Origin of the sequence: Shewanella goraebulensis (genome assembly GCF_030252245.1) — a bacterium.
GTDB lineage: Bacteria > Pseudomonadota > Gammaproteobacteria > Enterobacterales > Shewanellaceae > Shewanella > Shewanella goraebulensis.
In genome coordinates this window covers 3,939,359-3,951,929 of sequence record NZ_CP126972.1, presented here as the reverse complement: position 1 = coordinate 3,951,929, position 12,571 = coordinate 3,939,359, and the positions used below count along the sequence as shown (strand labels likewise).

9 protein-coding genes and 1 tRNA gene are annotated in these 12,571 nt (G+C 41.0%); 7 read left to right on the top strand and 3 right to left on the bottom strand.

The annotated features are described in order from the left end of the window. Nucleotides 1-232 precede the first annotated feature (232 nt). Both srmB and QPX86_RS16720 read right to left on the bottom strand, forming a co-directional pair. Nucleotides 233-1,456, bottom strand: a complete 1,224-nt coding sequence (gene srmB / locus QPX86_RS16725) for an ATP-dependent RNA helicase SrmB (RefSeq protein ID WP_220753940.1) — start codon at nt 1,454-1,456, stop codon at nt 233-235. Between the two features lie 91 nt (nt 1,457-1,547). Next, nucleotides 1,548-2,315 carry a tRNA1(Val) (adenine(37)-N6)-methyltransferase gene (locus QPX86_RS16720; protein ID WP_285163262.1) on the bottom strand — a complete coding sequence of 256 codons (768 nt, stop codon included), beginning with the start codon at nt 2,313-2,315 and terminating at the stop codon, nt 1,548-1,550. 450 nt (nt 2,316-2,765) lie between these two features. Between QPX86_RS16720 and brnQ the strand changes: the two genes are divergently transcribed. From brnQ to recJ, 4 genes are all read left to right on the top strand, one after another. Beyond that, nucleotides 2,766-4,109: a branched-chain amino acid transport system II carrier protein gene (gene brnQ, locus QPX86_RS16715; RefSeq protein WP_285163261.1), complete on the top strand. Its 1,344-nt coding sequence runs from the start codon at nt 2,766-2,768 to the stop codon at nt 4,107-4,109. Nucleotides 4,110-4,210: 101 nt separating this feature from the next. Continuing rightward, nucleotides 4,211-5,113, top strand: coding sequence for a site-specific tyrosine recombinase XerD (gene xerD, locus QPX86_RS16710; protein WP_220753943.1), 903 nt, complete (start codon nt 4,211-4,213; stop codon nt 5,111-5,113). Nucleotides 5,114-5,278: 165 nt separating this feature from the next. Further along, entirely contained in the window at nt 5,279-6,007 is a 729-nt protein-coding gene (gene dsbC / locus QPX86_RS16705; RefSeq protein WP_220753944.1) for a bifunctional protein-disulfide isomerase/oxidoreductase DsbC, read from the top strand. A gap of 140 nt (nt 6,008-6,147) precedes the next feature. Then, nucleotides 6,148-7,872 carry a single-stranded-DNA-specific exonuclease RecJ gene (recJ, locus tag QPX86_RS16700; RefSeq protein ID WP_285163260.1) on the top strand — a complete coding sequence of 575 codons (1,725 nt, stop codon included), beginning with the start codon at nt 6,148-6,150 and terminating at the stop codon, nt 7,870-7,872. 226 nt (nt 7,873-8,098) lie between these two features. Here the strand turns inward: recJ and QPX86_RS16695 are convergent. Next, nucleotides 8,099-8,174, bottom strand: a tRNA-Phe gene (locus tag QPX86_RS16695). Nucleotides 8,175-8,447: 273 nt separating this feature from the next. Here QPX86_RS16695 and QPX86_RS16690 point away from each other — a divergent pair. Genes QPX86_RS16690 through QPX86_RS16680 form a run of 3 tightly spaced genes read left to right on the top strand, consistent with a single transcriptional unit; the run spans nt 8,448 to nt 12,563 of the window. Then, the gene (locus tag QPX86_RS16690; protein WP_285163259.1) at nt 8,448-10,778 is read left to right on the top strand and encodes an efflux RND transporter permease subunit; all 2,331 of its coding nucleotides are present in this window, start codon (nt 8,448-8,450) and stop codon (nt 10,776-10,778) included. Further along, nucleotides 10,765-11,514, top strand: a complete 750-nt coding sequence (locus QPX86_RS16685) for a hypothetical protein (RefSeq protein WP_285163258.1) — start codon at nt 10,765-10,767, stop codon at nt 11,512-11,514. Before QPX86_RS16690 ends, QPX86_RS16685 begins: the two co-directional genes overlap by 14 nt. Next, entirely contained in the window at nt 11,505-12,563 is a 1,059-nt protein-coding gene (locus QPX86_RS16680) for a 3-oxoacyl-ACP synthase III family protein (RefSeq protein ID WP_220753948.1), read from the top strand. Before QPX86_RS16685 ends, QPX86_RS16680 begins: the two co-directional genes overlap by 10 nt. The last annotated feature ends 8 nt before the right edge of the window (nt 12,564-12,571 follow it).

The window sequence follows — 12,571 nt, the reverse complement described above, 5'->3', positions numbered from 1 at the left end:
AACTCAGCTCAAACTCAGTTTCTTATTAAAATATTAACAACTTAGAGCACTATAGGCTCTAAATTAACAGACAACCAATTGAAGAAAAAGCGTTAGTTGTGAAATAAATGTTTCAGGAAATTTATTTTGCGCTTGAGTAGTTGATTACGCTACAAATTCGAATTTAGACCATAAAAAAGCCCTGAGCTGTGTTTACAATTCAGGGCTTTATGAAAATGTTAATCAAGAAATATTATTTCTTCTTTTTGTTCTTCTTAGATTTCTTGGCAGCAATCTTGTTTTTATCTTTTTTCTTACCCGGTACCTTCGCCTCTTTGTGCGTAGGTCTTAGGCCGTCGATATAACGACGCTTTAATGGTTGTTCAATGTAGCGCTCAATCTTACTGACGATACGCATATCGTGAGCTTCAACTAATGAGATAGCAGTCCCTTTTGCGCCAGCACGGGCAGTACGACCAATACGGTGAACATAAGCATCAGCTGAGCGTGGCATGTCATAGTTGATTACATGAGTAATACCATCAATATCGATACCGCGTGCAGCAACATCAGTTGCGAGCAAAATGTTCACTTCACCTTTACTGAACTTACTTAAGGCTTGGAAACGTTTCTTTTGTTCCATGTCACCACGCAAGAAAGCACAAGGAATACCTGCTTTGAGTAGTAAGCCTTCAAGGCTAGCAACCACTTCACGAGTTTTAACGAAAACAATGGTGCGTTTAACAGACTCTTGCTGAAGGATGTTGCACAGTAATGCAAATTTATGGGCATTGTTATCAGCTAAGTGAGCCCATTGGTGGATTTTAGCTTTTTCGCTGCGTGGAGACTCAACATCAATCGTGACAGGATCTTCTAACAATACGTGAGCAAAACGGGCAACACCGCTACCTTCTAAGGTGGCAGAGAAAAGCATGTTTTGTTTACGACCTTGAGCTTCAATCGCAATAGTTTCAACGACTGATGAGAAGCCCATGTCTAGCATGCGGTCAGCTTCATCAATAATCAGCATTTCGACTTCAGTCGCTTCGAATTGACCTTTATCGAGGTATTCCATTAAACGACCTGGTGTGGCGATTAATAGATCGATATTTTCTTCAAGTTGTTCTTCCTGCGGCCCGTACGGCACACCACCAGTGATGATCCCAACATCTAGTTCAAGATCTGTGGCTAAATGACAAGCATAACGATGGATTTGACTAGCAAGTTCACGAGTCGGTGTCAGAATTAATATTCTGGCTTGACCGTTAAAGCGGCGCGGGAAGTCAATCAAGTGTTGTAAAGCAGGTAGCAAGAAGCTAGCAGTTTTACCGGTACCTGTAGGCGCTTTAGCTAAAATGTCCCGTTGTTCCATAGCCATTGGCAATGTTTGTTGTTGAACGGTAGTCGGGCTTAAATGTCCCATGGCCTTTAGAGAGTCTAATAGGCGTGGATCTAGGTCAAAATCTTCAAATAGCATGCGCTTTGGGTCTCACTGATTGATAGCCGGACATTATAACCTAAGTTGTTAATCTCAGCGAGAGAGTAATCAGTTAAAAGCAGATTAAACCTTAAAGTTTCAAATAAAAGTCGCGGCAAAGTTGTTTCATTGCCTCTGTGTACTGACCTTTACCGTCTGAGATAATCAAATTTGACGAGATTAGTTTGGGTAGTTGCTTGCTTAAGGCTGAACGATGTTTAAGCGCTAAAAGGAGCCTACTAGTGGCTTTGGTTTCAACTGTGCAAATGGTGGTTTTGGCAGTAATAACCAGCTCAGTTTGCGAAAGCGCGGCCAAAAAGCCAAGTTCGCTTTGAATAGGAATGATCAGACTTGCCGTACCATTCGCCGAGAGTAACTGTTGAATATGCGTTAACAGTGTTTCAAAGTTTAATGTATTGGTATGTCTTGCTGTTGCACGTTGCTTAGCATCAGATTGTGGACCATTTTCAAAGTAGGGTGGATTACAAATAATGGCATCAAATAACGCAGAACCAGACCGTGCAATCTCATCAGCAAATTGCTGAATACTTTGGTGCTGAACCCTCAACTGCGAATGCCATGGGCTTTGCTCAAAGTTGAAATGGCAGTCTTGGGCAGCACCGTCATCGAGTTCAACTGCAATGACATCAGTATTAAGGTTATTGATTCGCTGGACTGCCATTAATGATAGCAAACCACTGCCTGCACCAATATCGAGAATACGATAGCGGTTTCTCGGTTTATTTTCATCAGTCGTAATCGGTAGTTTTGCCCAAGCGCCTAATATGACGCCGTCAGTACTGACAGGCATTCCGCAATGGCTATCATCAATGTGGAACTGCTTAAAGGTAAATGGCATGGTTTTATTCTGATATTAACTATGGTGCTTTAGAGGACACATGGTAACTGCTTTTAGTTTATTCCCCAAAATAATTAGCGTTGCGTAGATGTTGCTAAATGCGCGCTATGTGGTTGGCCTGTAGCAGGAATGTTTTGTGAGTTTTAACCTTGTTTTCAGATAAAGGTTAATTTTGCATTGTGCTGGTTTTGCGCTTGTTTATCTAAACGCTATTTGATATTAGTTCCTACCCGTTTAAAGGCGTTTCGCGCAATTAAATGGCTGAAAATGAAATACGACTCACAAATGAGTATTGTAAAAGCGAGTAAATGGCTTTTTTATAACCATTTATGAGTAGTTTTTAATATGACTAAGTGTAATTTTAAGTTTACATTCTTACAGGCTGGTTTTGATTAGCGGTAGCTAATTATCAATGAATCACTTAAGTTTGTTAAAAAACAAAACAACAAGATGGGGCATTTTGTGCAAAACAGTAATATGAGTATCGGCGATACATTAGGCTTAGGCTTTATGACTTTCGCATTTTTCTTAGGTGCGGGTAACCTAATTTTTCCTCCTTTTGCAGGTATGTTAGCTGGCGAGAATATGACTCTCGCAATGTTGGGCTTTCTTGTTACAGCCGTGGGTTTACCTCTTGCAGGCCTGATTGCAGTCGCTAAGGCAAATGGTAAGGTCATGGCGATGTTGCCCGCTTTTGCTGCAACAGCACTTGCTGTCTCTATTTATATCATTATTGGCCCTGCATTCGCGGCGCCTCGTACTGGTTTAGTTGCGTTTGAAATTGGCGCTCGTCCGTTTTTAGATAATGCAGAAGCGGTTATTCAAATAGGCGCGTTAGCGCTTAATCAAGCTCAACTATTTTACACCATTGGCTTTTTTTCTTTAGCTATGGTGTTGTCTTTATACCCTGGTAAGTTGCTTGATAGCGTGGGTAAAGTATTAACCCCAATTTTGATTTTTTTATTAGTGGGTTTAGCGGTTTCAGTCATTGTTACTCCGAGCGCTGCAGTAGGTGCTGCAACAGGTGACTATATTACTAGCCCACTTTCTAAAGGTATTTTAGAAGGTTACAACACTATGGATACACTGGCTTCAGTGATCTTTGGCATGTTGATTATTGATATTTTACGTAAGAAAGGCATCACTGAATCAAAAGCGCAAACTCGTTACCTTGTTCGCGCCGCGATTATAGCTGCGTCTGGTTTAGCATTTGTTTATATCTCATTATTCTATTTAGGTGCGACTGCAGGTGAGATTGCAGCTGGCGCTGAAAATGGTGGTCAAATTCTAACAAATTATGTAACCCACGAGTTCGGTACTATGGGTACTGTGTTATTGGCCGCTGTCGTGAGCATCGCATGTTTGACAACTGCTGTTGGTTTAATCACTGCTTGTTCTGAATACTTCAATGAATTGCTGCCAAAGGTTTCTTATAAAGCATTCGTTATCTTTTTCAGCTTAGTATGTGCAACTGTTGCTAACGTTGGCTTAACTCAGTTAATTAATATCAGTATTCCAGTATTGATGACTATCTACCCTGTTGCGATTGCATTAGTGGCAATTACTTTCTTAACTGAACGCTTTGCACGCCCTGAGTTTTCGCACCGTTTAGTGCTATCGGTTGCCTTGTTCTTCGGTGTGTTTGATGGCTTAAAAGCTGCTGGTTTCGAAATTAACTTCTTAAGCTTTATGCCTCTTCACAGTGAAGGTATGGCTTGGTTATTACCTGTCGGTATCGCGATAGTGGCATGCTTATTTGTGCCAGCTAAAAACCAAACTGTTGCAGCAAGCTAATCAATAATTTACCTATGACAAACTTTGTCAAAGTAAACTAATTTTGGTTACACTAACGGCGTTACTTCATGTGAAGTAACGCCGTTTTTTTAGGATTAAAAGTGACTGATAAGTATCAAGCTGACCCCATCATAGATGCTTTTTTAGATGACCTTTGGTCAACAAAAGGCTTAAGTGATAATACCCTTGCATCCTACCGTACCGATTTACGTCATTTTGAACGTTTTGTGCTGAGCCAAGGTATGTGCTTGATTGAAGTTGATCAGCTAACTATTCGAGATTATTTAGCCTATCGAGTTGAACATAATTTTGCTAAAACTAGCACTGCTAGACTGCTTAGTAGCCTGCGTCGTTTTTATGGCTATTTGATTGTTAAGCAGACTATTGAAATTGACCCTACCAGTTTAATTGAGTCACCTAAACTTGCACGCCAACTGCCTGATGCGTTAAGCGAGAGCCAAATCGATGCTTTGTTAGACGAGCCAAATGTTGAAGATGCCATCGAGTGTCGCGACAAAGCGATGCTGGAGTTACTCTACGCAACAGGGCTGCGTGTTACTGAATTAGTGAGCCTGACGCTTGAGCAGATCAGTCTGCGTCAAGGTCTAGTGAGAATCGTAGGCAAGGGCGGCAAAGAGCGCTTAGTGCCTTTGGGTGAACTCGCAGTGACTGAGATTGAGCAATATTTATTAGCGGCACGGGCTGAATTACTGAATAACAAGCAAAGTGATGTGTTGTTTCCGTCTAAACGCGGTCAAATGATGACACGGCAAACCTTTTGGCATCGAATAAAGTTGTATGCAATTCGGGCAGGCATTAATTGCCATTTATCGCCGCACACATTACGCCATGCCTTTGCTACTCATTTACTGAATCATGGTGCAGACTTGCGCGTGGTGCAGCTTTTATTAGGACACAGCGACTTATCAACAACCCAGATTTATACTCATGTTGCCAAAGCTAGATTGCAGCAATTGCATAGTGAGCACCACCCAAGAGGCTAGTGATATGCAGCACTCTATAATGAATTGTTACTTAAAATTTGGTGGTAGTAGTCACCAATAAAAGAGTTAAGGTTGATTTAGTAAAATATTCTCTGTAACTTTTGCCGACAATATCAGGTCTATGTATTAGCTGAGACATTCAGTTTTACCCAATAGGATTAATTAATGAAGTTAACCAAAGCATTCTCTTTTGCGATTACGCTAGCTGTTGCCCCACTGCTACAGGCAGCTTCAGCAACAGATATCCCCAATGAAACTGAATTGAAAAAACAAGTATCAGATGTACTTGGTGTCAATGTTTTGAAAATCCAGTCATCACCTATTGATGGTCTGTATCAAGCATTTACTGATCGCGGTGTATTATATGTTTCACCCGATGGAACTAAGCTAATTCACGGTAACATGTATGATCTTAAAAATGGCATGCAAAACTTGACCGAAGCGGCTCTTGCCGGCCCTCGTGTTGATATGCTTAAACCATTTGAAGACGATATGTTGGTCTACAAAGCTAAGAACGAAAAGCACGTTGTGACTATCTTTACTGATGTAGATTGTGGTTATTGCCGAAAGCTACACAGAGAAATGGACGGTTATAATGACCTAGGTATTACCGTACGTTACTTAGCTTACCCTCGTGCGGGTATTCCATCTGCAAACGCGCAGGAAATGGAAGCGGTTTGGTGTGCTAAAGATCCTTTGAAGGCAATGACAGATGCCAAAACTGGCGGTAACGTTAAAGCGGCTAGTTGTGATGCTAACATCGAAGGTCAATATCGTTTAGGCCAAGCATTTGGTATTAATGGCACGCCAGCTATCGTGTTAGAAAATGGTATTTTAGTACCAGGTTACCAGCCACCAGAAGCGTTATTAAACACCATTAAAACTAACATTTAACTTGTAGGGTTTGATGATGGTTGTCGATGGCTCGTTCATATAATTATATCGCGCTATTTTAATAAAAGGTGAGCACTTAGCTCGCCTTTTTTGTTATCTTGCTTTTGATCTTTTTTCATTTCTATCGATAAGGTTTATTTGTGGCTCACAAAATTGTTCGCCGTGCTGATGTAGATGACAGCCATTTACCCGCGACTATCCATCCTTTGTTAAAACAACTTTATGCACGTCGAAATGTCGATTTAACTGGGTGTGAGTTAAGTCTATCTAAGCTACTTAGACCTGATACTATGTTGGGCTTGCCTGAAGCAGCAGCGATCATTGCCGATGCGGTTGCTGCCCAAAAATCGATATTGATTGTTGGCGATTTTGACGCCGATGGTGCCACATCCACTAGTGTGTGTTTACTTGCTCTTCGGATGATGGGGGCGACTAAAGTTGATTACCTTATTCCGAATCGATTTGATTATGGTTATGGCTTAAGTCCTGAAATTGTCGCCGTTGCACAATCAAAAGGCGCAGAGTTATTGATTACCGTTGATAACGGTATTTCATCAATTGATGGTGTTACTGCAGCTAAGCAATTAGGCATGCAAGTGGTGGTGACAGATCACCATCTACCAGGTAAAAGCCTGCCAGATGCAGACGCTATCGTTAACCCGAATCAAGATGGTTGTCAGTTTGCCAGTAAGTCGATTGCGGGAGTCGGAGTGGCTTTTTATTTGATGTCAGCTTTAAGAGCAGAGCTTAAAAGCCGAGACTGGTTTCAAAATAATCATATTGCAGAACCTAATCTAGGAAGCCTTTTAGATATTGTGGCGCTAGGTACGGTTGCAGATGTGGTGTCTCTTGATAGTAATAACCGCATTTTAGTTCAGGCTGGACTTCAGCGAGTCAAAAGTGGTCGCTGTCGTGTAGGCATTACCGCACTGTTAGAAGTTGCCAAACGAAGCCCACAGCGCATTGTGGCATCTGACTTTGGTTTTGCAGTAGGGCCAAGACTTAATGCAGCAGGTCGACTTGATGAAATGGCATTGGGTGTTGAAACCCTCTTATGTGAAGATATGATGCTAGCGCGCAGAATGGCTGATGAACTCGATGGCCTTAACGGTGAGCGCCGCGAACTTGAAGCAGGTATGCAGCAAGAAGCACTTAAAAGCCTGCAAAAACTCACCCTAGATGAATCTAAATTGCCTTGGGGTTTAGCCATTTTCCAAGATGATTGGCATCAAGGGGTGATTGGAATTTTAGCCTCAAGGATCAAAGATAAATATCATCGACCGGTTATTGCTTTTGCTGATGCAGGCGATGGAGAAATTAAAGGTTCTGCTAGGTCAATCAAAGGTCTGCATATGCGTGACTTACTTGAGCTGATTAATAGCCGTCATCCGGGCATGATTATCAAGTTTGGCGGTCATGCAATGGCTGCAGGTTTATCGCTTAAAGCAGATGCCTTTATTGAGTTTGAAGCAGCCTATGATAAAGCGGTACGTGAAATACTAAAGCCTGAACAACTAACGGGTGAAGTTTTATCAGATGGTGAGTTACCTGCTCAGTTAATGAATCTTGAAACTGCATTTTTATTACGGGAGTCTGGTCCGTGGGGGCAGTCGTTTGAAGAGCCACTTTTTGATGGCCACTTTAGCGTGATCCAACAAAGAATAGTGGGTGAGAAACACCTTAAGTTAGTACTTGAAACCGACTGTGGTTCAGTGATGATGGATGCGATAGCGTTTAATGTCGATTTAGCCACTTGGCCTGACGCGACAATTAAGCATGCAAGAGTGGCTTATAAGCTTGATGTGAACGAGTTTAGAGGCAATCAAACGGTGCAAATGCTAGTGGATTATATTGAGCCGGCCTAGCTTTTTGGGGATAACAGCAATTGTTGAAAAGTGACTGTTTATACAAAGCAACATAGATAATAGTATTTTGGTCATCGTTATTTTGTTTAAGCCAGTATAGTTGAGTAACTGCACTGGTATTCATTCGAGTCTGTTTGACACTTATTACAAAATAGACAGATACAAAAAAGCCTCGCATTGCGAGGCTTTTTTGTTATTTGGTCGCAGTAGCCACCAAATCTAAATATGGTGCCCGAACCCGGAATCGAACCAGGGACACGAGGATTTTCAATCCTCTGCTCTACCGACTGAGCTATTCGGGCGACGGACGCAATTAAACGTTTTTTGCGGTCTATAGTCAACTTTTTTTTAGTGATAAGGTTATTTTTAGGTTTGTTTGACTAAGAATTCCGCAAAAGGCTCAAATGTTCAGCTAAAACTAATGGATTAAACTAACAGCTTGAAAGGTCATCAGCAAAGCTTGTGCAGACGTTTTTCAACTATTTCAGCTATGTTTGAATAGAAATCCACCGCAACAAGGTCTTATTGATTGAATACAATGGATATCATCTCATTCTCACATTAGGAACAGGCTATTGAGCTGGCAATTGACCCTGATTAACCGATCGAAAAAACATCCTTTTAGGGTATGTTTAGTGGTGTCGATGTTGATTACTTTCAGTGTCCTTGGCGTACTTAGAATTAACCTTGATGTGAACTTCAATGATTACTTTGCCCATGACGATGCTGGATTTCTGGGGCTTGAGCGAATTACCCATAAATTTGAACAGCGAAATAATTTACTCTTGATATTGGAAAACCAACAAGATTGGCGTCAACCCAAGCAGCAATTGTTGTTAACCCACTTTATCGAACAGTTAGCGCAAGATAGTACTATTGCGCAAGTGGGTGGTTATGCCTCGTTTATTGATGTTTCTAATATAGATGATTCAATACTCCATCTTGTGAAAGGGGATGATGCAAATAAACGTGCCAAATTATTAAGCTATAAACAAAATCCACGATTGCCGCTGGTGATATCTGCAGATGGTCAAGCCATACTGCTTAACATTAACTTCAGTGATGTAGGTAAACAAAATTTCGCCAATGAGACCTTATGGCGTGATCACAATGTAGATAGCTTATTGAATAATGCTAACGGATATTGGGACTCAAATAAAAACACATTAGTGAATGTTTACCTAAGTGGTGAGCAAGCACTTAATTGGCAATATGCAAAAGTGCTACGTCATGATTTAGCTTGGTTTGCACCGTGTTTATTATTGATAATCACTTTAATGGCATTTTTATTTATCCGAGCGCGATTATGGTTGCTGGCTATTGGATTAAATTGTGTGGTTACGTTAATGCTAACCTTGGGAATTGCAGGTTGGTTTAAACTAACCATCGCCGCGATTAGTGCATTTATTCCCGTCATTATTATCACCTTGTCGTTAGCTTATTCCGCGCATTTATATTTGGCATGGCAACTGGCGCTTAAACAGCAAAATGACGACCCACTTCAGTTTAGTTTTCAGCATAATAAGCTGCCATTATTTTATGCCACACTAACAACCATGTTAGGTTTTGGTTTATTGAGTTTTAGCCCGTCACCACCAATTCAAACTTTCGGTATCTTGGTGGCTATAGCCGTTTTATGTCATTACCTGCTTTGTCATAGTTTAATGGTCGTTATTGTCAGCTCGCTTGGTAAAAGATCTACAAAAAAACAACCCGAGCTTCTTAGTCGAAAAGACCAGAGTCAAATAGCTCACTTCCCCATTGAGACTATGGCAAAAAGAGGAATTAAATACCCTACAGCCATACTCGTTAGCGTGGCATTAATCTCAACTTTGGCGATATTCAGCGCATCCAAACTTGAACTCAATGATGATCCATTTAGTTACTTCCCAATTGAAAATCCTTTTAGTCAATCTAAGCAGAAGATGCAGCAATACTTTGATGGAGTAAATTTAATTAATTATGAAATCAGCGTAAATGCTGCTATCTCAGATGACGATAGCTCTGATAATGCGAGCGGGGATGATGTTTCAAATGGTGCCACTCAAACTTCGCATTCTATTTATGACAAACAATACTTAAGTTTTCTCTATCAATTCGCACGTTTTTTAAAACAACAACCTGAAGTGAACAGGGTGACACATATTGGCGATTGGGTGAAAAGTGCTGGATTAACACAAAGCCAGTTTAAGCGAGTTGTCAGTGAAAATTCAGTAAATACCCTCGGACTTGGCGCTGAAATATCTGCAGATTATCAATCAAGTTTACTATCTATTTACCTTGCCCCTTTAACGGCTAAACAAATGATAGCGTTTGAGCATCAGGTAGATGATTGGCTAGGGGAAAACAAACCTGATTTTACCGTTAGCCCCGCATTAGGAAACAGTTTGTTATTTGCACATTTATCAGTAGAGAATGCCAATAATATGCTGTGGTCTTTCGCTATTGCATTACTGATGCTCAGTATCATTTTAGGTGTTATTAAACGCAGTTTGATATTTGCGTTGATTGGCTTAATGGTGAATTTCTTGCCACTACTATGGGTATTTGGCGCATGGCAGTTAATGGGAGGCTATATCAGTATTGGTAGTGCTGTCGTGTTAGGGATCATGTTAGGCATTATTGTCGACGATACTTTGCATCTTCTATTAAAGCTACCAGAGCCTAGCAAGGCTTTGGCGTTTGACCTTTTCTGGCCTAAATATTCAGCCATCATTCCTGTGATTAGTTTTACCAGCTTAACCTTAGTATTGGGGTTCGGTATTGGTTTAGCATCCGACTTTGCCCCTATAGCGCAGCTTAGTCTGTTGTCTTGTATGGTGATTTCATTAGCGTGGTTGTTTGATGTTTTGGTCTTACCGGTTATTTATCATCAATGGAGGCGCTATCAATATGGGCAGCAGTAAGATCGTTAAACGTTGTTTTGGTAAGCAAGCCTCACCTCAAGTCTTGTTTGGGAAAAATGCGCTTCGGCTTCAAAGCTGGATAAACCACTTTGGTCATTCATCCTTGTCATTTAATGATGACCAAGCTGAGGCTATGGCGCATCTATTGCCACTCCTTTTGTGTGGAGAGCAATCGGCGCAACTGGTGTTCAACCAAGAAATTATCAGATTACGAGATAACTCAATCAAGCATCACTCTATTATATCTGCGCATTCTGAAAGGCTGATTTCATCCTTGATGGAAGTTGAGTCTGACGAGTGTCGACATGATACTGCTTTGCAAAGCGTGGTGGATAATTTACCTGAAGTTGATTCGGTTGCGAAAGTGCAACGGCTTGCTAAACGTTTTTATACAAGCCTTGGCAGAGTAGATAATTACAGTCATCATTTTGTCCGTATTGCAGTGTTAGATACCTGCGTCACTCAAATTATGCAGGCTTTTGAACATAGCCATTTAGGAGCAAACCATCCTTTTAGTCAGCTTTGTGGCTTAATTAAAAAAGATGAAGCCAAACATGTTTACATCAGTCGTCACCATGCAATGGAGTTAGGCGCGGATAATGCTGAATTTAACCAACAACAAGAGTCAATTACCCAAAACCTGTTTCAATTATTGCGAAGCCAAGACAGGGCATTTGAACATATGGGAATTTGCTTGGATGCCTTACAAGATAAATTGGAGGAAAAATGGCAGTAAAATTTGCTCAACATGATTTGTCATTGTATTCAATTGCCCATCAATTGCCGGGTATAAATATTGATAATGAAATGCTTTTGGCTTGTTTATCTCAACAATGTGGTCGTTTAAATGCGCGTAAAGCTAAAAGTATTGCTAAACGGCTGGGTATTGAAGGCCGTCACTTGGTGAGAGATTTAACTAAAGCAACAAGCTCAGCTTCGCCAACCAGTATTGAGTTAAGTCAGCAGGTTTTAACTCAAGCATTACAAAACGCCGCTATAAACAGTAATGAGTTGGATTACTTACTCACTCATACTTGTACTCCCCACACCCAAGTGCCGCCTAATGCCGCATGGCTTGCTGATGTTATGGCGTATCACGGGCCATATTTAGAGCTAAGGCAAGCATGTACAGGCTTTGCTAACGGTTTACAGATAGCTTCGGCTTTTTGCGCGGTGAATCAAAAACCGGTTGCTATTGTTGGGGTTGAAACAGGTTCTGTTTATTTTGATATGGATAAGACATTTATCGACACCGAACAATTAGTAAATTATGTGCAAATGGGAGATGGCGCTGCCGCGACAGTATTAGGGCCATTAACCGAAGGGAAGGCTAAAGTCTCAGATATCTATTTAGGACAAATAGGCCACCAAAAACAACCTGGGTTTTATTTAGATAGCGGCTCAAAAGATGTTGGCGAAAAACGAATGGCGCGTTTTCACCATAATATCCATGCAGTTAGAGAGCAGGGTAGTCAACTATTTGAACTTGGCTGGCAAGCACTACAAAGCCGCGGCTACCAGTTGGATGACTTTGCTTATATTTTACCTCATCAAGCGAATGGTCATATTGATGTGCTAATGGCCGAAGCTTTAGGGATGACGCCAGATAGAATCATTAATGATGCGAAACAGTTCGGCAATTTAGGTTCTGCAGCTATTTGGGTGAGTTTATCTAATTTGATTCATTCTGGTAAATTACAAGATGGTGATAAGGTTGCAGTGCTAGGCGCTGAGGCAACTAAATACCTTTATGGCGGTTTTGTTTATCAGCATTGTGTAAGCTAAAAATTAAG